15 protein-coding genes and 6 tRNA genes are annotated in these 23,421 nt (G+C 21.3%); 11 read left to right on the top strand and 10 right to left on the bottom strand.

Features of this window, described 5'->3' with window-relative positions:
- Window positions 1-166: 166 nt before the first annotated feature.
- Together ygfZ and gmk are read left to right on the top strand one after the other, a co-directional pair.
- A complete protein-coding gene (ygfZ, locus tag AB4W63_RS01710; RefSeq protein ID WP_367680871.1) occupies window positions 167-1,147 on the top strand; it encodes a tRNA-modifying protein YgfZ in 981 nt (326 codons plus the stop codon).
- Window positions 1,148-1,403: 256 nt separating this feature from the next.
- Window positions 1,404-2,027 (top strand): guanylate kinase, encoded by a 624-nt coding sequence (gene gmk, locus AB4W63_RS01705; protein ID WP_367680870.1) that lies wholly within the window; start codon window positions 1,404-1,406, stop codon window positions 2,025-2,027.
- Window positions 2,028-2,255: 228 nt separating this feature from the next.
- Here gmk and typA read toward each other — a convergent pair whose 3' ends face one another.
- A complete protein-coding gene (gene typA / locus AB4W63_RS01700; protein ID WP_367680869.1) occupies window positions 2,256-4,079 on the bottom strand; it encodes a translational GTPase TypA in 1,824 nt (607 codons plus the stop codon).
- A 409-nt stretch (window positions 4,080-4,488) separates the two neighbouring features.
- Here typA and yihA point away from each other — a divergent pair, with 409 nt between their 5' ends.
- Entirely contained in the window at window positions 4,489-5,097 is a 609-nt protein-coding gene (gene yihA / locus AB4W63_RS01695; protein WP_367680868.1) for a ribosome biogenesis GTP-binding protein YihA/YsxC, read from the top strand.
- A 153-nt stretch (window positions 5,098-5,250) separates the two neighbouring features.
- On the opposite strand, the gene polA is transcribed toward yihA, so the two are convergent.
- Entirely contained in the window at window positions 5,251-8,019 is a 2,769-nt protein-coding gene (polA, locus tag AB4W63_RS01690) for a DNA polymerase I (RefSeq protein ID WP_367680867.1), read from the bottom strand.
- Between the two features lie 922 nt (window positions 8,020-8,941).
- Here polA and mutS point away from each other — a divergent pair.
- Window positions 8,942-11,455 (top strand): DNA mismatch repair protein MutS, encoded by a 2,514-nt coding sequence (gene mutS, locus AB4W63_RS01685; protein WP_367680866.1) that lies wholly within the window; start codon window positions 8,942-8,944, stop codon window positions 11,453-11,455.
- A gap of 604 nt (window positions 11,456-12,059) precedes the next feature.
- Here the strand turns inward: mutS and eno are convergent.
- Together eno and AB4W63_RS01675 are read right to left on the bottom strand one after the other, a co-directional pair.
- Window positions 12,060-13,346, bottom strand: a complete 1,287-nt coding sequence (eno, locus tag AB4W63_RS01680) for a phosphopyruvate hydratase (protein WP_367680865.1) — start codon at window positions 13,344-13,346, stop codon at window positions 12,060-12,062.
- Between the two features lie 1,083 nt (window positions 13,347-14,429).
- A complete protein-coding gene (locus tag AB4W63_RS01675; protein WP_367680864.1) occupies window positions 14,430-16,118 on the bottom strand; it encodes a glutamine--tRNA ligase in 1,689 nt (562 codons plus the stop codon).
- 175 nt (window positions 16,119-16,293) lie between these two features.
- Here AB4W63_RS01675 and AB4W63_RS01670 point away from each other — a divergent pair.
- The 5 genes from AB4W63_RS01670 to rpiA all read left to right on the top strand — a co-directional run bounded on the left by AB4W63_RS01670 (window position 16,294) and on the right by rpiA (window position 17,505).
- Window positions 16,294-16,367 (top strand) — tRNA-Met (locus tag AB4W63_RS01670).
- 46 nt (window positions 16,368-16,413) lie between these two features.
- A tRNA-Leu gene (locus AB4W63_RS01665) sits at window positions 16,414-16,495 on the top strand.
- Window positions 16,496-16,548: 53 nt separating this feature from the next.
- Window positions 16,549-16,619: transfer RNA gene (locus tag AB4W63_RS01660), tRNA-Gln, on the top strand.
- 58 nt (window positions 16,620-16,677) lie between these two features.
- Window positions 16,678-16,748: transfer RNA gene (locus AB4W63_RS01655), tRNA-Gln, on the top strand.
- Window positions 16,749-16,830: 82 nt separating this feature from the next.
- Window positions 16,831-17,505 (top strand): ribose-5-phosphate isomerase RpiA, encoded by a 675-nt coding sequence (gene rpiA / locus AB4W63_RS01650; RefSeq protein ID WP_367680863.1) that lies wholly within the window; start codon window positions 16,831-16,833, stop codon window positions 17,503-17,505.
- An 81-nt stretch (window positions 17,506-17,586) separates the two neighbouring features.
- Here rpiA and AB4W63_RS01645 read toward each other — a convergent pair whose 3' ends face one another.
- The 6 genes from AB4W63_RS01645 to alaS all read right to left on the bottom strand — a co-directional run bounded on the left by AB4W63_RS01645 (window position 17,587) and on the right by alaS (window position 22,027).
- On the bottom strand, window positions 17,587-18,171 hold the full coding sequence (locus tag AB4W63_RS01645; protein WP_367681205.1) for a 16S rRNA (uracil(1498)-N(3))-methyltransferase: 585 nt from the start codon (window positions 18,169-18,171) through the stop codon (window positions 17,587-17,589).
- A 23-nt stretch (window positions 18,172-18,194) separates the two neighbouring features.
- A complete protein-coding gene (locus tag AB4W63_RS01640) occupies window positions 18,195-18,317 on the bottom strand; it encodes a hypothetical protein (RefSeq protein ID WP_367680862.1) in 123 nt (40 codons plus the stop codon).
- A 310-nt stretch (window positions 18,318-18,627) separates the two neighbouring features.
- A tRNA-Arg gene (locus tag AB4W63_RS01635) sits at window positions 18,628-18,701 on the bottom strand.
- 4 nt (window positions 18,702-18,705) lie between these two features.
- A tRNA-Ser gene (locus tag AB4W63_RS01630) sits at window positions 18,706-18,794 on the bottom strand.
- Between the two features lie 221 nt (window positions 18,795-19,015).
- Window positions 19,016-19,192, bottom strand: a complete 177-nt coding sequence (csrA, locus tag AB4W63_RS01625; RefSeq protein WP_367680861.1) for a carbon storage regulator CsrA — start codon at window positions 19,190-19,192, stop codon at window positions 19,016-19,018.
- A 180-nt stretch (window positions 19,193-19,372) separates the two neighbouring features.
- Window positions 19,373-22,027: an alanine--tRNA ligase gene (alaS, locus tag AB4W63_RS01620; RefSeq protein WP_367680860.1), complete on the bottom strand. Its 2,655-nt coding sequence runs from the start codon at window positions 22,025-22,027 to the stop codon at window positions 19,373-19,375.
- A gap of 346 nt (window positions 22,028-22,373) precedes the next feature.
- On the opposite strand from alaS, the gene AB4W63_RS01615 reads away from it, so the two are divergent.
- Window positions 22,374-22,559, top strand: a complete 186-nt coding sequence (locus AB4W63_RS01615; RefSeq protein ID WP_367680859.1) for a S4 domain-containing protein — start codon at window positions 22,374-22,376, stop codon at window positions 22,557-22,559.
- Window positions 22,550-23,335: an RluA family pseudouridine synthase gene (locus AB4W63_RS01610; protein WP_367681204.1), complete on the top strand. Its 786-nt coding sequence runs from the start codon at window positions 22,550-22,552 to the stop codon at window positions 23,333-23,335. Before AB4W63_RS01615 ends, AB4W63_RS01610 begins: the two co-directional genes overlap by 10 nt.
- Window positions 23,336-23,421 lie beyond the last annotated feature (86 nt).

Here is a 23,421-nt window from a genome sequence, read left to right as displayed (position 1 = left end):
AAAATCTTAGAGATATATTTAATATATATCATAACTTTTTTAATTATTATAATATAATTGAAAATATATAAAATCTAATTAAAATAAATTAATGTAAATTTATTTCAAATATTAAATTTGTATTTAATACATATCAATAATAAATTAATTGTTTTAGGAAATATTAATGATTACAAATAAAATAACAAAGACCGTTGATTCTTTTTCTTTAGAAACAAAGTATCCTATGTTTTTTTTAAAAGAATGGAGTATAGTGTCGATTTCAGGAATTGATGCAACAATGTATCTACAAAATCAATTAACAATTGATATTATTTCTTTACCTAAAAATACTATACAGTTTTGTGCTTTATGTAATGTATCAGGAAAAGTATTAACTAGCTTAATTATTTTTAAATGTAAAAAAAAATATTTTTTATTTTTTCGTTCTAGCGTAAAAGTCATAGTTATTGATGAACTAAAAAAATATGCTGTTTTTTCTAAAGTATTAATTGTAGATGAAATAGAATTTTATATATTAGGTATTATAGGTAAATATTCTTCTATAATTTTAGAAAAATGTTTTAATCAAAAACTTAACAAAAAAAATTATGCGTATGTTTTAAATAAATTTATTGTTATAAATTTAAGTTTTTTTAAATTGCGTTATTTGATAATAGTTAGTAAATCTTCAAGTCTAGAATTATTAAAAAATAATTTTTTAATTAACAATTATAATATTTTAAATGACGATAAATGGTTATCAATCGATATTGAGTCAGGATATCCTATTATCGAAATAAAAAATACTGGAAAATTCCTTCCTCAAGCATTAAATCTATATGCATTGAACGGAATTAATTATAATAAGGGATGTTATAAAGGACAAGAAATAATTTCTATTACTAAATTTAAAAGACAAAATAAACGAGTTTTATCTTGGATTATTAGCAAAGAAATTATTAAAGATATAAAAATAGGTGATATTTTAGAAGTTAAAAAAAATAAAATATGGTATAATGCAGGAGTAGTATTAACTTACATTTATATACGAAATCAATTCACTTGGATTCAGGCAGTATTAAATAATAAGTATTGTCCATCTATGTCTTTTAGATTAAAACTGCATAAGTCTTATATAATATCAATCAACAAAACTTTTTTATAGGAATTTTATGTTTACTATTTATTTCATATATAAATATTTTTATAAAAAAGTAATTCGATTTTAATTTTTATTTTTTAAAACTATATACTCATACATATAAAATACATTTTTTTCATATGAAATGTATAATTTTTAAATTTAAAATTAATATTTTCTATTCACTAAATAGAACAATTTTAAAATTTATTTATAGAAAATTTTTATATATATTAGCTATTTTAGCAAACATTATCGAACATACAGCGTATTCTATATAATGACAAAAGGCACATTATTTATTATTTCCGCACCAAGTGGTACAGGAAAATCTAGTTTAATCAGAGCTTTTCTAAAGAAAAAAATTATAAATAATATCGAAGTATCTGTATCTCATACTACTAGATCAGTTCGTCCTGGAGAAATAAACGGGAAAGATTATTATTTCGTTTCTATAAAAAAATTTAAAATTATGATAAAAAAAAATAAATTTATAGAATATGCAAAAGTTTTTAACCATTATTATGGAACATCTTATACATCGATTAATAATAAACTAATTAGTGGAAAAGATGTTTTTTTAGATATTGATTGGCAAGGAGCAAAACAAATAAAGAAAAAAAATATTAATTCTAAAAGTATTTTTTTATTACCTCCTTCAAAAAAAGAATTACTTTCTAGATTAAAAAAAAGAAATCAAGATAGCAACTTTATTATTTCTAAAAGAATGAAAATGGTAAAAACTGAAATAAGTCGATTTTATCAATATGATTATATCATAGTAAATGATGATTTTGATGCATCTTTATTAGACATTAAATATATAATATTATCACAGCGTTTATCTATAGAACACCAAAAGAAGCATAATATTAATTTAATTCAAAATCTTTTAAACAAGTAATTAAAATTTTTTTATTTTTAAAATGTATCCGAAATTTTTTTTATGGTTATTTTTTTTTAATATGTTATATACAAATATTTTTTTTTATATTAATTTGATTATCACTTCAACATATATTATTTAGATAGAATTATTCAGATAATCCTATCTAGGTGATAACTATTCTGTTTAATAACTATATAAAACATATATAAATTTTCTACTTAAAATAAAATATATATATATTATTTATAAAATTTTATTTTTTCGTATTTCTTGTTTTCTTTTACTTTCAGTTAAATATTTTTTTCTCAATCGAATAGAAATAGGAGTTATTTCGACTAATTCATCATCATTAATAAAAGCCAGCGATTGTTCTAAAGTTAATTTAATAGGAGGAGTTAAAACAATAGCTTCGTCAGATCCAGAAGCTCTCATATTAGTGAGTTTTTTACCGGTTAAACAATTTACTGTTAAATCATTTATCCTATTATGTATTCCAACAATTTGACCTTCATAAACTACATCTCCATGTTCTAAAAATAATTTTCCTCTCTCTTGCAAATTAAATAAAGCAAATGCTGTAGCTTTTCCAGTTTTATTAGAAATTAGTACTCCGTTTCTTCTTTGTGTTATTTTATTTTTTTGAATTTTTTCATAATGGCTAAAAGCAGAATAAAATAATCCTGTACCGCATGTTATATTCATAAATTCAGTTCTAAAACCTATTAGAGATCTACTAGAAATAATGTATTCTAATCTAACTCTAGATATTTCATCTGAAAAAATATTTTTTAATTCTCCTTTTTTTTCTCCTATATTTTTCATAATGACTCCTTGGTATTTTGATTCAATATCTATAATTAAAGATTCGAATGGTTCATGTTCAATATTGTTAATAAATTTAAATATTATAGTTGGACGAGATACTTCTAATTCAAATCCTTCTCTTCTCATATTTTCAATTAATATAGATAAATGTAGTTCTCCTCTTCCAGAAACACAGAAAACATTAGCATCCGTAGTTTCTTCTACTTGTAAAGCTACATTGTATTTTGTTTCTTTTCTTAAACGAGCAATAATTTGACGAGAATTAACATTTTTTCCTTCTTTTCCGCAAAAAGGAGAAGTATTTACACAAAAAAACATTTTTACAGTAGGTTCATCAACTTTTAAAACTGGCATTGCTTGAATATTATCAGGATCGCATATTGTATTAGAAATTAATAAGTTATCAATTCCAGTAATGGCAACAATATCCCCTGCTTTTGCTAGTTGTATTTCATTTCTTTTTAAACCTAAATATCCAAGGACTGTATTTATTTTTCCTATTCTAGTACAATTATTATTATCAATCACAATTACTTTCTGATTAGGTTTTACACTTCCTGATTGTATTTTTCCAATACCAATTGTTCCTAAATAATTGTCATACCCTAATTGCGAAATTTGCATTTGAAAAAAAGGATTATTATTTATAGATGGTTTTGGAACATATTTTATAATTGCTTCAAATAAAGGATTCATATTGCTCCCCATATTTAAGTAATCAGTTCCAGCAATTCCTAATAGAGCAGAAGTATAAATAATTGGAAAATCTAATTGTTTGTCAGAAGCTTTTAAACTTACAAACAAGTCAAATATTTGATCTAATACCCAATCAGGACGTGAGTTTTCTCTGTCTATTTTATTTATTACTACTATAGGATTAATATTATGTTTAAACGCTTTTTGAGTAACAAATCTTGTTTGTGGCATAGGACCGTCAAGAGCATCTACAACTAATAATACTGAATCAACCATAGATAGAACTCTTTCTACTTCACCTCCAAAATCTGCATGTCCAGGAGTATCTATTATATTTATTCTATATTCTTTCCATATAATTGAAGTATTTTTAGCAAGAATAGTAATTCCTCTTTCTTTTTCTAATTCATTAGAATCCATCACTCTTTCTGTAGTTTCTTCATGATCTTGAAATACACCAGATTGTTGTAATAACTTGTCTAACAATGTTGTCTTCCCATGGTCTACATGAGCAATAATAGCAACGTTTCTCAGTTTTTTATTCATATTTTCTCAAAATAATGTAAAATTAGATTTTTTATAAATTAAATAAATTATGTAATTGACAAATTTTTAAATATTTATTCTAAATATTGAATTTGAAACAATATTTTTTTTGATTTTTTATAAAATTAATATTTAAATACCTGTTGTATAATAATAATTATTTAGAACTATATTTTTTGTATATATAGCACTTTGAGTTAAAAGAAAACTTATAAAATAATGTATTCAATTGAAAATTTTTATAAATAAAAACATATATAAATAATTACTTATATAATGTAAAAAATATTTTTTAAAAAAAATATTCTTATATTAAAAATGATTTTTTATTTATAATATAATGGTTTGTTTTAAAAAGTAAATTTTTGTTATAAACAGTTATGACATTACTTTGATAAGGGTACAAGCAATGAATTATAAATATGAAAATACAAAATTTTTAACTAGTGCATTAAAAGTGCCTTTAAAGTATTTAAATTCTTGGACGGAAATCGCGTTTTTTGGTTATTCAAATTCAGGAAAATCTAGTTCAATAAATGCATTAATAAACAGAAAAAATTTAGCTCGTATTGGAAAAACTCCAGGAAGTACAAAAACAATTAATTTTTTTCAAGTATCAACTAATTTGAAATTAGTAGATTTTCCTGGATATGGTTATTCAACTATTCAAAAAAAAATAAAAAATAAACTAAAATTAGAACTTACTAAGTATATTAAAACTAATAAAAATTTAAAAGGTTTAATTAACATTATGGATATTAGGCATCCATTAAAAACTTTTGATTTATTTTTTATAAAAAAAGCTTGTGAAAATAATATTCCTGTATTAGTTCTGTTGAATAAATCAGATAAGATTGCATTAAATTCTCAAAAAATAAAAATATTGCAAGTAAAAGAAAAACTATCTGTAAAACATAATAACATAGATATAATTACATTTTCTGCTTTAAAAAAAACAGGTATTGATTATTTAAAAAGAAAAATATATTATTGGCACCAAAATCGTAGAAAAATTTAAACAATAAAATTATTTAATTCTAATGATATTTGGAATAAAAATTTATGTTAAATGTTTAATATAAAATATAAATAATGTTAATTTAAGCGATTATTAATCGTATAAAAGTATTTTAAATTATAAAACATACTAAATTTTTGAATATAAATTTTTTCACATCACTGCATTCCAATTTTTTCCTATTTTTATGTTAACTTTTAAAGGTACATTTAAATGTACACATGATTCCATAATTTTTTGTATACGTTTAGCAATATCAAAAGATTTTTCTTTTCTTATTTCAAATACTAGTTCATCATGAACTTGCATGATCATTCCTGCATGTTTTAAAAAATATTGTTCTAAATCATTATTAACATATATCATAGCTTTTTTTATAATGTCTGCTGCTGTACCTTGAATAGGAGCATTTACAGCAACTCTTTCAGCAGCTTTTTGATAATTTTTATTATTAGATTGTATGTTTCGGATATATAGCTTTCGTTTATCTATAGTTCTTACATAACCTTTTTTCGCTGCAATAATTTTAATTTTTTCTATATATTTATGTACTCCACTATATTTTTTAAAATATAAATGAATATATTTTTCAGCAGCAGTAATTTCAATATCTAGTTTTTGTGCTAATCCAAAAGCACTAATTCCATATATTACAGAAAAATTAATTGTTTTAGCTATTTTTCTTTGCTCAAACGTTACTGAACTAACGTTTACATGAAATAAATCTGATGCAGTTATACTATGTATGTCTTTCCCAGTATTAAAAGCATGAACTAAAGCTTTATCATTTGATAAATGAGCTATGATTCTTAATTCTATTTGCGAATAATCAGCACTCATTATTACAAAATTTTTTGGTGCTATAAATGCTGTTCGAATATTTTTTTTATTTTTTTTATCGATCGGAATGTTCTGTAAATTAGGATTTTTTGAAGATAATCTTCCAGTATTTGTAATAGTTTGATAATAAGAAGTATGTATTCTTTTTGAATCTTTTCTAACCATTTTAGGTAGCTTGTTTATATAAGTAGATTGCAATTTTCGTAAACTACGGTATTTTAATATAATCTGAGGAAGAGGATCATATTTAGATAATGTTAACAATACTTTTTTATTAGTAGAAAATTTTTTATTTTTTTTTGCAACAAATAGTTTTTTTTTAAAAAAAATTTCTTGAATTTGCTTTGTAGATGATAAGTTAAATATTGTTCCAGAATGAATATAAGCTTTTTTTTCTAGTTTAATTAGTTTTTTAGTTATATTTTTAGAAAATGATTTTAGTAAATTACAGTCTATTAAAACCCCATTCAACTCCATTTTAAAAAGCGTTTTTACTAATGGTAAATCAATGTTCTTATATAAATTAAACATAACTTTATTTTTTTTTATTAAAGGCAATATATGCATATGAGTTTTGAAAATAAAATAACTTTTTTTTATAATTTTTTTTATATGGTCTATTGATGTGATTTTACTAGAGTAAGTTTTATTTGAGTTTATTAACGAATTTGAATTTTCTAATAGTTTTTCATATTTAGAATACTTAAAAATATTGTTTATAATAAAAACGTTTGTATTATCATATGATAATTTATTATATTTAAATAAATATAACTCTAACATAGTATCAAAATATCTATTACATATTTTTATTTTTAAAAAAAACAAAATAAAATATTGTAATTTTAAGTTTTCTGTTATTTTTACAACGTTTGGATCTTCAAACATGATTTTCAATTTTTTAAAAACCACATTTATATTAAGATTACTAATAATATTTAATTTATTAGTTTTAAAAACTAAATAACAGAATTTATTTTTTTCTGCAGAAAGTACTATTCCATTAATATTAAAAATTGTTTCGTTTATATAGTAAATATCAAAAAAAAATGAAAATTTCTTGTTTTCTTTAAATTCATTTAACCATAATTTAAAATTTTTTTTATCTAAAATCATATTATTATAATAATTTTTTTCATATTTTTTATATTTTTCTTTTTTTTTCACGATAAAATTATGATTTTTTGGAAAAAACCATTCATTAATTAAAAACAATTTATAAAAATAATTAAATTCATAGTAATGAAAAAAATGTAATAATAAGTTAATTTTTGGTTTTAATAATAACATATTTTCTATATTTTCTTTCAAAGAAACATTTAGTTTAATTGTTGTTAATTTAAGTGATAAAAAAGCATTTTTTTGATATTTTTTTAAATTTTTTTGAATTCTAACTTTCCCTCTTAATGATAGTTCTTGAATTTTCTTAAGGTTTTTATAAATATTTTTAATACTTCCAAATCTATTTATTAATATCAATGCTGTTTTTTTTCCTATTCCCAAAACTCCAGGAACATTGTCTGAAACATCTCCTGTTAACGCTAAAAAATGGTTTATATATTCTGCTTTAACGCCATATTTTTTTTTTATTTCTTTAGGTCCTAAAATACACTTTTTTGAGTTATCTATAATCGAAATATTTTTATTAACTAATTGAGCCATATCTTTATCAGTACTACTAATAAGAACAGAAAAATTTTTTTGTTCTGCTAATTTTGATAATGTTCCAATAACATCATCTGCTTCTACGTTAGATTCAATTATTAAAGGAATACCAAGATATTCAATAACTTGATACAAAGGATCAATTTGAATTTTTAAATTTTCAGGCATAGATGATCTATTTTTCTTATAGTTTTTATATAATTTTTTACGAAAGTTTTTTTTAGAAGAATCAAAAATAATGATCATTGTATATGGATCATAATTTAAAAATAAACTTCGAATTATATTTAATACTCCATAAATAGCTCCTGATGGCTGTCCTTTTGAATTAAAAAAAAATGGAAAAGCATAATATGCCCGATATAAACAAGACGTTCCATCTACTAAAATTATATTTTTTTGATGTATGTTTTTCATTCCAGCATTCCATTATTAAAATATATATGAATGAATAATTTACATATTTTACATTTATACATATAAAATATTATAAAATTATATAAATAATTAAGTTTTACAAGATAATTTTATAATTACATTTTTTTGATTACACTAACAAATATTATTGAATTAAATTTGTTTTAATTGAAAATACTTAATTTATAATTTGTATATTTAATTTAAAATTAATTCTCTAGGATAATAAGTAACTATTTGTAAAATGCATTTTTTTATTTTTTTTAAACAACGCTGGTAGTATTGTTATGAAATATTGTTAAAAAATGTAAAATGTTAAATAAAAAACACTTAATTTTAAAAAATGTATTAAAATTTTTAACTAACAATTTATTTTTATCTTTTATACCAAGTATATTTTATATATATATATAAAATATTTACTAAACGCGATTGTTATACACGATATTTTCAATTTAAAATAATTAATTAACAAAAGTTACATTTATTAATTTTAAATTATTTTTTTTTTGTTATTAAATAAAAACTTTAAAATTACACAAAATAGATAAATTAACAAATATAACTTATTTATTTAATAAATAAGATAATAAGAAAATGAAATTTAAACTATTACTAGTTTAAAATAATTTTCATTTACAAAAGGTATTTATACTCATAATTTTAAAATTTAAATTTAGTTATTGCTAAAGATACATACATACAATTTTGTAGTGTTTTATTCATTGTTGTAAACATTTACTAAATTTTTTATATATATTAAATATATATATTTAAATGAATTTACAATGTAAATATATATTTATAACAAGTTTTATATCTAGTTTTTAACTAATATAGACACATTCATTTGATTTTATCATTTGATATTTTTTTTTATAACAACTATTAAAGTTTTTAAATTTATCAATATGGAATATTCATGCTAAATACAAATTGTTATAGACATACTCCAATAATTCAACAGTATTTATCAATAAAAAAATTATACCCTAATATGTTTTTATTTTTTCAAATAGGTGATTTTTATGAACTTTTTTACGAAGATGCGAAAATTGCAACATCAATATTAAAAATTGTTTTGACTAAAAAAGGCTTTTCTGCAAAAAAAGTTGTTCCAATGGCAGGTTTTCCATGTCAAAAAATAAATTATTATTGTAAGAAGTTGCTAAAATTAGGAAAATCTATTGTAATTTGTGATCAAGTTAACAATAAATTATTTAATAACAGTCTTATACCACGAAAAATTGTACAAGTTATTACACCTGGAACTGTAGTTAATGAAGAATTATTAAATGGAAAAAAAGATAATTTATTAGTATCTATTTTTGAAAAAGATAATTCTTTTGGATATTCTAGCTTGAATTTATGTTTAGGAAAATTAGAAATTTTAGAATTTAATCATATAAACGATTTAATGTCAGAAATAGAAAAAACTAATCCAGAAGAAATTTTACTACCAAAAAATTTTGCTTATTCGTTTTTATTTAATAAAAGAATAGGAATACAAAAAAGATCTATATCAAATTTTAATTTGAAAAAATCATATCAAGTACTTATTTCACATTTTTTAAGTAATAAAAAACAAAAAAGTAAACTCAAAACAAAAAAATTAGGAGTTCGAGCAGCAGGTAGTATTTTACAATATGTAAAATATATAAAAAAAAATATTCCATCTCATATTCAAAATTTAAAAATAAAAAATAAACATATATATATATATATGAATCTTTCTACTAGAAAAAATTTAGAAATTAATGAAAGTAAAAATATTTCTAATAAAAATGGTTCTTTGTTGTCTTTAATAAATAAAACATCTACATTGATGGGCAGTAGATTGTTAAAGAGATGGCTTGTTTCTCCCATATGTAATACAAGCGAAATTGTTAATAGACAAAATAGTGTAACTATTTTGTTAAAAAACTATCAGAAAATAACTTCTATTTTAGAAAAATTTCATGATTTAGAAAGAATAATAACTCGTATATCATTAAACCAATCTATTCCAAAAGATTTGGTAAATTTAAGAAATTTATTATCATTATTACCAAAATTAAAAATACTTCTCTCTAAAATATTAGAAAAAAATTTAATTCGTTTAAACAATAAAATACATTTATGCAAAAGTTTAAATACACTTTTACACAATGCTATTCAACCTATGCCATCTTATTATATAAATTATGGTAATGTTATTGCTACTGGATTTAGCAAAAAACTTGATCGATGGCGAGAAATAGCTCACGATTCTTTAAGCTACTTAAAAAAAATTGAACTTAAACAAAAAAAAAAAATTGGAGCGAATTCCTTAAAAATAGGATTTAATAAAATTATTGGATATTATTTACAAGTAAACAAAAAAGATAGTTGTTTAATTCCTAATAATTATTTCCGAAAACAAACTTTAAAACATACAGAAAGATATATAATACCTGAAATAGAAAATTATCAAGAAAAAATTTTATATGCAAAGACTATTTCTATTGATATTGAAAAAGAAATATATTTAAGTATATTACATAAAATCACTCCGTTTTTAGAAAAATTAAAAAAAACTTCTTATTCTATTGCAGAATTAGATGTATTAAATAACTTTGCAAAAATAGCAATTAATTTAAATTATGTTTGCCCTACTTTAACAAAAAATTATGGTATTAGTATAATTAATGGAAGACATCCAATAGTTGAGTTAGCAAAAGAGAAAAGTTTCATTCCTAACTCAACTTATTTATCTTCAAAAAAAAGAATGTCGATAATTACAGGTCCTAATATGGGTGGAAAAAGTACTTATATGCGCCAAATAGCAATTATAGTAATTTTGTCTTATATTGGAAGTTATGTTCCAGCTACAAAAGCATCAATTGGTCCTATTGATAAAATATTTACTCGTATTGGAGCTCATGATGATTTGTATTCTGGAAAATCAACGTTTATGATGGAAATGTTAGAAACTGCTTATATTTTAAATCATGCTACATCAAATAGTCTAGTTATCATAGATGAATTAGGAAGAGGTACTTCACCGCAAGACGGATTATCTTTAGCTTGGTCTTGTGCTAAAAATTTAGCTAAAGATATAAAATGCATGACTCTTTTTTCTACTCATTATTCTGAATTGTCAGATTTGGAAAAAAAATATAAAAATATAAAAAATATTTATTTTGATTCTTTGTTTAAAAATAATGAAATTTTTTTTAATTATGTTTTAAAAAAAGGATTTACAGAAAAAAGCTATGGTTTGTCAGTAGCTTTACTATCTGGATTTCCTAAAAAAGTCGTCTTAAATGCTAAAAAAAAATTAAAACAAATCCATAAAGAACAAAAATTACCTATTATAAAGGCAATTAAATTAATAAAGAAAATTAACTTTAATAAAATAAAACCTTTAAAATCATTAATAGTGCTTAATTTTTTAAAAAAAATTTTAATAAATTAAATAAAAAGCATTTTATTTTTAATAAAATTAAACTAATTTAAATTTTAATTGTTGTATTTCAAATTATTATGTGAATAAGATCTAAATCTATTCAAACGTATAATACAAATTAAATAGCACATTTTTCACTAAGAATATTAATTCCAGTAAACAATTTTAATTTTATATCGGTAATTACGTATTCTATCTTAGATATGAATAAAAAAAATTTATAAATAAACAATGTTTAATATATTTATTAACAAATTACAAAATTATTTGTTTAAAAGAGTGAATTAAATTTATATTTAACCAATTTGATTTTGTATTTTTGCAAATTTAAATATATATTTAATACTTTTAGCATTTTAAAATTAAAAATTAATAAAGTTTATTTTCACTTTTATACAAAAATAAATAACATTTTTGTACAAAAGCATCTTAATAATAATTATTAGTATTTTTATATTTATAAAGTAAAAATTTTGTTGTATTAGAAATTACTAATACAACATGTGTAAAAAAATTGATAGATAATATTTAATATTTTATTTAATATATGAATATTTTATATCTAAAAGATAAGATTTATGCAATTAATTTTTTATTAATTAAAATAATTTACTTAAACAAAAGAACATAAAGGAGTCAAATTTTTCTCTATTAATTCTTCAATTCTTATTAATTGATTATATTTTGCTACTCTTTCTGTTCTGCTCATAGACCCAGTTTTAATTTGCCCAGCATTAGTTCCAACAGACAAATCTGCAATAGTCACATCTTCAGTTTCACCCGATCTATGTGAAATAATCACCTTATAATTTGCTTTTTGTGCTATTTTAATAGTTTGCAATGTTTCAGTTAATGTCCCAATTTGATTAGGTTTTATTAAAATAGCATTAGCAATGTTATTTTTTATTCCTTTTTTTAACAAGTTAGAGTTAGTAACAAATAAATCATCTCCTACTATTTGTATTTTTTTTCCTAATTTTTCAGTTTGATATTTAAAACCATTCCAATCTGATTCATGCTGTCCATCTTCTATCGAAGATATAAAATATTTATCAGATAATTCTTCTAGATAATTAGTAAATTCTTTATATGTAAATTTTTTATTTTTGTTGTCTAAAACATATTTTTTTTCTTTAGAAGAAAATAATTCAGAAGCAGCACAATCAATAGCTATTGAAATATTTTCTCCTAAAATATAGCCAGAATTTTCTATAGATTCTTTAATTAATTGCAAAGCTTCTTCGTTGTTTTTTAAATTAGGAGCATATCCTCCTTCATCTCCTACTGCAGTACTCATTCCTTTTCTTGTTAAAATTTTTCCTAAAGAATGAAATATTTTTGCTCCTATTTCTATAGATTCTTTAATAGTTTTTACTCCTATAGGACGAATCATGAATTCTTGTATATCTAAATTATTATTTGCATGTTTTCCTCCATTAATTATATTAATCATTGGAATCGGCATAGATAGTTTATTATCTGTATTATTTATTTCAGCAATATATTGAAAAAAAGGTATCTTTTTATATTTTGATGCAGCTTTTGCTACTGCTAAAGAAATAGATAGAATACTATTCGCTCCCAAATTAGATTTATTTTCAGTCCCATCAAAATTTATCATAGCTAAATCTATTTTGTTTTGATCAGTACAATCATAATTTTTTAAAAGATTATTAAAATCATTATTAATTAAATGAACAGATTTTTTTACTCCTTTTCCACAAAATCTTAAAAGATCATTATCCCTTAACTCTACTGCTTCTTGTTTTCCTTTTGAAGCTCCTGATGGACATGATGCTCTTCCAAAAGTACCATCTTGTAAATAAACATCCGTTTCAACAGTCGGGTATCCTCTGGAATCAATTATTTCTCTAGAAATTATTTTTTTAATTTTTGACATTATTGTTTCCTATAAAATAATTTTTTTTGTATATAAAACGGTGCATATATATTTTTTTATGAAAGATATAAGCTTAAATAAACTACTTTAACTGTATTATTAATAGAATTAATATCTCATATGCTTATTTTGAATAAAAATCATTTGTATGAAAAAAATAACATAAAGTAATTTTAATATTAATAAATGATGTGTAATTTTTGTTATATTTATATTTGTAAATAATTAATTGTTCATTGACATTTTTTTATTTGTAACATACTACTACTAGTAGTAGTTTTTACTGCAATATTTATTGTATATATAAATGTATAACATATAAACAATATTTTAATAACATGCACATTTTTTTAAATCTATATATATTTTTATACAAAAAAATATTAATCAATATTACTATATATTTAGTTTAATAATAAAATATTAAGATTTATTTATATTTATTAAATTATTAATAGAATGAATATTCATTATATTAGTAACAATTGAAATTTAAGCAATGCAATTTATTAAAAAATTAAAAAAATCATGTGTTTTTTTATTAAATTGTTAATTCTTAAATATTAAATATATAACATGACTAAACATATAATTTATTTGTGATTTAAACAAAATGTTTTATCGCAATTTTAAAAAAAAAATATTTTTTATATTCTTTCTTACTAAATATTAATAATTATATATATTTTTTTAAGTGAACAACTAAATGCGATATTGTACAAGATTGATGTTTGATTTTCTTTTAATTAATCAAATTTAAAACGTATCAATCTAGTTAGTTACTGTTCGATTAATCACAAACTATATATGTATGTGTAGTAATATTTTTCTTTAATAAATAGATATTATTTATGTAAATATACACTAAATAAATTTATTATAATTTATCTTTTTATTCATATAAAAATACGATTTTTCGCATAAATTTTAAAATATTAAATAAAAATGAAAAAAAAAATTTAGTTGTGATAGAAATAATTTTAAAAAAATATTTTAAATAATACTATTATTAATAAACTTAAAATTTATTTAAAATTAACTAAATAAATCTTTTTACATGATAAAATAAATAAAATAAGTATTTTAACGTTGTTGTTTTTTTAACAATTTATTATTTTTTCTTTCCTTTAATGTAACTATTCTATTAAAAGTAATTATATGATTTTTTACATTTAATTTATCTAAACTGTCTTTATCAATACAAAAATATCCTACTCTTTCAAATTGATAAAAATTGTTTTTACTATTGAAAATAATACTTTTTTCTACTATTCCATTTTTTTTTACTAATGAATTTTCATTTATAAATGGTAAATATGTTTTTTCTAAATCAGGTTTTTTGATTCTAAATAAAGGTTTATAAATGTTAAATACAGCGTTTAAAATATTTTCTTTTGCAATCCAATGAATAATTCCACTAATACGATATTTTGTAGGATTTTTACGAAACGTATTTTTATCATATTTACAAATTAAACAAACAATTTTACCAAAATTATCTTTTTTAATCTCAGTAACTGTAATAACGTACGCATATCTAAGTCGAATAAACGTTCCATAAGATAATTTTATATTATTATTACTTTTTTTCTCATTAAAATCAGATCTATCTATATATATTTCTTTTGAAAATATATATTTTCTATTTCCCATTTTTTTGTTGTTAGGATGATTGGGAACAGTTATAATTTCTTTTTGAGAATCATTCATATTGTATATTATTATTTTAATTGGATCTAATATAGCCATTATTCTAGGAGCTCTCACGTTTAAATCTGATCGAATACAAGATTCTAGTAATGATAATTGAACTGAATTTTCTTGTTTAGTAATTCCGATTTTCATACAAAAGTTTTTTATCGATTCAGGAGTATATCCTCTTCGTTTTAATCCTGAAATAGTAAGTAATCTTGGATCATCCCAATTATTTACTATTTTTTTTTCAATAATAGTTTTCAGTTTTCTCTTAGATAAGACTGAATATTCTATGTTTAATTTTGAAAATTCGTATTGTTTAGGTTTATATTTAATAGATATATTATCTAAAATCCAATTATATAGTCTTCTATTATCTTGAAATTCTAAAGTACACAAAGAATGTGTAATATGTTCTATAGCATCTGATATACAATGAGCAAAATCATAAGTAGGATAAATACACCAAGTATTTGTAGTTTGATGATGATTCGAAAATATAATACGGTACAAAATAGGATCTCTCATTACTATAAATGAAGATTTCATATCTATTTTAGCACGTAAACATGCATTTCCTTCAGAAAATTCGCCATTCTTCATTTTTTTAAATAAAAATAAATTTTCTTCTATAGTGTGATTTCTGTAAGGACTATTAGTTCCTGGTTTAATTAATGTACCGCGATATTTTTTTATTTCGTTTTTTTTTAGTTTATCAACGTAAGCTAAACCTTTTTTAATCAGTTCTATAGCATATTCATATAAATAATTAAAATATCTAGAAGTATATTTTTCACTTCCATCCCATATACATCCTAACCATGTTAAATCTTTTTTAATAGCTTTTACATAAGATATTTTTTCTTTTATCGGATTAGTGTCATCAAATCTTAAATGAAAACGTCCATTAAATTTTTTTGCTAGATAAAAATTTAAATATATAGATTTGGCATGACCAATATGTAAATAACCGTTAGGTTCAGGAGGAAATCGCGTTCGTATTTTTTTATGAATTTTATTTTTTAAATCTTTACTAATTATTTTTTCAATAAAATTATTATTATATGTATTTTTCATATTTTCCCTCAAAAACAATAAATTATAAATTTATAATAATTTTTAGTTAATATTAAATAAACAAAGCAATAGTTTTATTGTAAACTTAAAACATTTTTTATTCCTTTATTGATTTATATTATGGTACAATATCATAAATATACTATATATTTAATTTTATTAAATAAATTTAAACAGCTACGTAGCTCAATAGGTTAGAGCGCAGCACTCATAACGCTGAGGTAATGGGTTCAAATCCCATCGTAGCTAAAAAATATATTCCTAGTCAATTTATACAATATGTATATAAACATAAGCGGAAGTGGCGAAATTGGTAGACGCACCAGATTTAGGTTCTGGCACTGAAAAGTATGCGAGTTCAAGTCTCGCCTTCCGTATATAACATGATATTAATTTTTTAAATAGTTTTTTGTATTTATATATTTAAAAATGGGGTATAGCCAAGTGGTAAGGCACCGGTTTTTGATATCGGCATCCCTGGTTCAAATCCAGGTACCCCAGAATTAATAAATAATTAGTATTGTTTAAAATAATACTTATTTTTTATAAAAAAACCGATTGGGGTATAGCCAAGTGGTAAGGCACCGGTTTTTGATATCGGCATCCCTGGTTCAAATCCAGGTACCCCAGTACATTTTTATTAAAAAATAAAATGTATCACATATATTTAATGTTATATCTATTTTACTCATTAAAAATAGGAGTAAATAATTTGTATCAAGAAAAATACAAGAGTTCAGCTTCATTATTTTCAATGAATTATATAAAAAAAAATTCAATAATAGGAATAGGAACAGGTAGCACAATACTTCATTTTATTAAATATTTAAGAAAATTAAAACATTGTATTACAGGTGTTGTATCTAGTTCCATTCATTCTTTAAATATTCTAAAAAAATATCAATTCTGTATTTTAAATTGTAACAATGTTGAAAAAATCGACGTATATATTGATAGTGCAGATGAAATTGACTATAACTTAATGATGATTAAAGGAGGTGGAGGTGCTTTAACTGGAGAAAAAATTCTTGCTTCAAAGTCTAAACAATTCATTTGTATCGTTGATGACAGTAAAATAGTAAAAAAATTAGGGAAATTTCCTATTCCTATAGAAGTAGTTCCTATGAGCGTTTCTCATATTAAAAAAAAATTAATTAGTTTAGGTTGTTTTCCAATACTTAGAAAAAATTTTACTACAGATTATGGAAATAAAATAATTGATGCATATAATTTAAAAATTAACAACGTTCTAAAACTAGAAGAAAAATTAAATTCATATCCAGGAATTGTTACAGTTGGATTATTTGCAAAACAATCAGCAGATATTTGCATTATTTCTGGAAAATTGGGAATAAAAATTTTAAAAAAAAATAATAAAAATAGTTAACTAGCTCATTGAGCTATATACTATGTTTTATAATTTATATTTTTTACTGAAAATATTTTATTGAGTTTGTTATAAGAAAATTTAAAAATCACCAAATTTTAGTTGTAGACAAGAAATAGCAGAAATTGCCGCAGTTTCCATTCTTAAAGTTCTAGAGCCTAAAGACAAACTACTAAATCCGTTTTTTAACAAATACATTTTATCTTTTTTAGAAAATCCGTATTCTGATCCTATTAAAATTCTAACTTTATTTATATTCTGATCTAAATTGTTGATGCTATATTTTCCACTTTTTTCAAAAAAAAATTTTTTTTCTTTTTTATCTTCTTTTATCCATTTTTTTAAACATTGTGGTTCATCTATTTCTGGAACAATGTTTCTTTCACATTGTTGACAGGATGAAATAATGATCTCTTTCCAATGTTTCATTTTTTTATATATGTAATCTTTATTTAAAATGTTTTTTAATAATTTATTAAAAATAGGAGTAATTTTAGAAACTCCTAGTTCTACTGATTTTTGAATAATCATATCCATATTTTTATTTTTTGAAATTATTTGTCCTAAATGTAAATACAAGTTTGATTCATTGTTTTCACTAGTACAATTAATGATCTTTAAAGCAATTAATTCTTTAGAAATGAATTGAATTGTTGCTAAAAATATAATATTTTTGTTGTTAAATAATTTTATGTAATCGTTTTTTTTTTTTTTAATACATTTTTTATATAATGAACTATTTTTTTTTCATGTAAAACGATAGAATCAGTGACAGACAGTTTTTTAAATTGATATATTCTTGGAATTCTCATTAAATAATTTTTAGCTTTAATTTTTTTGATATAATTGAACGTTTTTTAGATACATAAATTAAGTTAAAACATTATATAAATTTCTTTATATTTTAATTGGAATAATAAGTTAATTTAACTGCTAACTTATATATTTTTTATATACTAGTTATTTAGTATTATAAATAGAGTAATTTTTATAACATTTTATTAAAAAATAAAATTAGAATACATTCATAACAAACAGTTAATCACGTTAAAATTTATGCATATATATAATTATTATGGAAGCAGTACAAATTTTATATTTTATATAAATTTATATGTCTACTACATCCGGAAGGATTCGAACCTCCGACCTCTCGGTTCGTAGCCGAGTGCTCTATCCATCTAAGCTACGGATGCTTTTCGGTGAGAGAGGGATTCGAACCCTCGATACAGATTTATCTATATATTCCCTTAGCAGGGGAACGCCTTCAACCTCTCGGCCATCTCACCAACATCACATAATTTTTTAATATTAATATGCTTAATATATTACTTTTTTATTCAATAAGTCAATAATTTTTTATCTCAACTATTTTTATATTTGTTGTTACAAATAATACAAATATTTATCGTTAATAAACATATTCAATCAACATGTAATTATTTTAACACATAGAAAAAATATTTGAATTACTATTAATAAAAATTACTATTCTTATCTATATTACATATTAATTTTGTTTTTTTTCAGCTTGAATACGTTCGTATATTTCTTCTCTATGTATAGAAACTTTTTTTGGAGCATTGACTCCAATTCGCACTTGATTTCCTTTTACACCTAATACAGTCACTGTTATTTCATCACCAATAATTAATGTTTCACCGACTCGTCGAGTTAAAATTAACATTCCCTACTCCTTGAAACGTTTTAGACTATAATATACGACTATTTCCAATTTAAAATATTTATTGTTTAATAACCAATTAAACTATTTATATATAAAATATTAACCATAAAAAATCTAAGTTTATTTAAAATTTTTTTTTATTATATCAAATAGAACTTAAACATGATATTTATTTTAAATTTAATTATTTTTAAAAGAGCAATACTTATATATATTTTTAATAACATAATCTTTTATTTTTTTTAAAAAGATAGAACAATCTTCTACATTATCTCCAAAACCTGATGCTGATTCTTTTTTCCCTCCTCCTTTTCCATTTATATCTATAGCTATTTTATTTGTTAAATCAACCGCATTAATTATATAAAGAATATTTTTGGTGACTTTTACATGAAAATACATTTTTCCATCTACACTATAAAATATAATTATTATACCTTTATTTAATACTTGATAAATAATAGATATTATTTTTTTTATAACTTTATGATCATTTATATGTATATATTCTATAATAATTTTATTATTATTTATAATAAAAACGTTTTTTATTAATTGTCTACTTATCTTTTTTATTTTTTTATTTATATTTTCTTCATGAATTTTTTCTAATTCAAAATTGTTTTTAATTAATTGAATAATTTTTTTTTCTATATTATTAACATTAGTTTTTAAAAATCCCGCAATTTTTTTTAAAATATTGTTTTTTATTTGCATATCTAAAATTGCTTGATTACCAGTGACAGCTTCTATTCTAGATATTCCAGCACCTACATTTGATACATTTGTTATTTTAAAAGTACCTATTTCTCCTGTATAATTCACATGTGTTCCACCACATAATTCTTTAGAAAAATCTCCTATAGATAATACTCTGACGTTGGTACTATATTTTAAATTAGGCAACAATATTACATTTTCTTTATTTATATTATTAAATTTTACAATTTTAGTTTTTATGCAAATATTTTCCCGAATTTTTTCATTTATTAATCTTTCTAAAATAGAAATTTTTTCTGAATCTAATATTTCAATATTAACAAAGTCAAATCTTAAGTATTTTTCTTCTACTAAAGAACCTTTTTGTTCAACATGTTTTCCAATAACTAATCGTAACGATGCATGTAATAAATGAGTTGAAGTATGATTGCATTGAATCGAGTGTCTCTTTTTTTTATCTACTTGTACATCAACCATATCATTTATAGCAAATGATCCTTTAATAACTTGTCCAATATGTCCTATTGCTTTTCCATATTTTTTTGTATCTTTTACTAAGAAAACGCTATTTTTTAAAAAAATTTTTCCTAAATCTCCTATTTGTCCTCCTGATTCAGGGTAAAACGTTGTTTTATCTAAGATAATTATCCCTTGTTCTCCTAACCTTAATTTTTTTTTTAGTTTTTGATTTATAAAAATTTCTTTTATTTCAGATTTAATTTTAGTATCTGTATATCCTTGAAACAAAGATGAAGTTTTTGACTTTAACTTTAAGTTATTTGTTTGAAAAAAATTATTATTCTTTCTTGCTCTATTTTTTTGTCGATCCATTAGATTATTGAATTGAATTAAATCAATTTGAAAATTATTTTCTTTGCAAATATCTGTAACTAAGTCAATTGGAAAACCATAAGTATCATACATAGAAAATAAAGATTTTCCATCTAAAGTATTATTTTTTATATGTTTAAATTTTTCTTTTAATAGAAATAATCCTTTTTCTAAAACATAAAAAAACTGTTCTTCTTCTTTTTTAATTATTTGTATAATAAAATCTTTTTTTTCTGATAATAAAATATTATTTTTTTTTATTTTCTCAATAAAAAAAGAAGCTAATTTATAAAAAAATAAATCCTTTATTCCTATTTTATTTCCATGTCTTATAGCTCTTCGTAATATTCGTCTTAAAACATAACCCTGTCTTTCGTTAGATGGAACAATACCGTTTGAAATAATAAATACAGAAGATCGTACATGATCAGCTATAATTCTTATAGAAGAATTATTAAAATTACTTGTTTTAGACATATCTATAATTTTTTTTATTAAAAATAAAAATAAGTCGGTTTCATATGCTGAATCAACTTTTTGAATAATAGAAACGATTCTTTCTAATCCCATTCCTGTATCTATTAATACATTAGGTAAAGGAATTAAATGATCTTTGTTAATTCTGTTAAACTGTATAAAAACTAAATTCCAAATTTCAATAAATCGATCACCTGTGTTATAATTTGAACCTGGAGGATAACCCTTTAAATGACTACCTTTGTCAAAAAAAATTTCAGTTGAAGGACCACAAGGCCCTGTAGAACTCATTTGCCAAAAATTATCAGACTTATATTTTTCATTTTTTTTATCACTTATTTTTATTAATTTATCTAATGGAATATTAAATTTTTTTTTCCAAATATTATAAGTTTGTTGATCTTGAGCATAGGTAGTAATCCAAAGTTTTTCTTTAGGTAAATTAAAATAGTTAGGACTAGTTAATAGTTCCCATGCATAAGAAATTGCTTCTTCCTTAAAATAACCATTAAAACTAAAATTTCCTAGCATTTCAAAAAATGTATGATGTCTAGAGTTAAATCCAACATTGTTTAAATCATTATGTTTTCCACCTGTTCTTAAACACTGTTGCACAGTAACAATTCTAGAATGTTGAGATTTTTTTTTTCCTAAAAATACATCTTTGAACTGATTCATACCTGCATTAGTAAATAACAAAGAAGGATCATTATTTGAAACTAATGGACTTCCAGGAAAAATACAATGATTTTTTTTTAAAAAAAAATTTAAAAATATGTTACGTATAGTATTAGAACTTATATTCATATAATTCCTATTTAAAATTTTATGCATTTAATATTAAGTAGTATTTAACGTCTAATATAATTTTGAAACATAGATGTTTAATTAAAATTCATAAATTTTACTATTTTATCAAAAAAATAATTTTTAATTAAAAAAATTAAATTAAAGTTAAATTATAAACATATATATATAATCACGTTTCATAATTTGGTTTTTATTTTTATATAAAATATCTATAAAATATTTTGCATATATAATATTTTTTTATTAAAAGATTTTATATTAATAATATTAATAATATATTCCAATTATTATTACCATTTATATTCTATAAACATATAGACAAACTTGTTATTTAAAGGAAATAATGAATAATTCTACTTATCGAATGTTTACTGTTTTTTCTTTACCAAATAAAGATACAAGATTAGACAAAGTTTTATCAATGAATTTGCCAGAATATTCTCGTTCATATTTTAAAAAATGTATTTTAACAAAAAAAGTTAGTGTAAATGGTTTAATTAGCACTAAACCTAAAAAAAAATTTTTTTAAAAGATATAATTACTACTATAATCGATGTAACTGAAAATAATTCAATTGAACCTGAAAATCTAAATTTGTCAGTTATTTACGAAGATGAACACTTATTGATTATAAATAAAAAAAGAGGAATGGTTGTATATCCTGGTCCTGGACATCCAAATAAAACATTAGCTAATGGTTTGATATATAAAAATCACAACTTACTAAAAATTCCGAGAGTAGGTATTGTCCATCGATTAGATAAAGATACAACAGGATTACTAGTAGTTGCAAAAACTATATCTTCGTACTATAAATTGGTCGGGTTATTAAAATTAAGAAAAATTACTAGAATATATGAAACAATTGTGTTTGGAAAACCACCAAAAATAGGAGTTATAAATAAACCTATTTCTAGACATAATGTTCAAAGAAAATTAATGTCAGTTAATATAAAAGGAAAAAAGGCTACTACACGTTTTATAGTTATTGAACAATTTCATCATTGTTCACATGTAAAAGTACAATTAGAAACAGGAAGAACTCACCAAATCCGAGTTCATATGCTACACATAAAACATCCTATTTTAGGAGATAATGTATATTTTTCAAAAAAAAGTAAAAAAATTTCTAAAAAAATTTTAGCTTGTTTTACTAATTATGTCTCTAGACCTCTATTACATGCTAAAACAATTCAGTTTTATCATCCTATGACAAATGTATTTATGTCTTATACTGTTAATCTTCCTCAAGATATGAATTTAATTATTGACTATTTAAAACAATACTTTAGTTATAAATCCTAAAAATTGTATTTATTTTAAATAATGTAAAATAATGTAAATAATTTAAAAACTATTAATTTTTTATTAATTTTCAAGTAATGTACTTA

The organism is Buchnera aphidicola (Anoecia corni) (assembly GCF_964056675.1).
Classification (GTDB): Bacteria; Pseudomonadota; Gammaproteobacteria; order Enterobacterales; family Enterobacteriaceae; genus Buchnera_E; species Buchnera_E aphidicola_B.
Note: the sequence above shows the minus strand (reverse complement) of the source record. Positions and strands in the feature narration are given on the sequence as shown.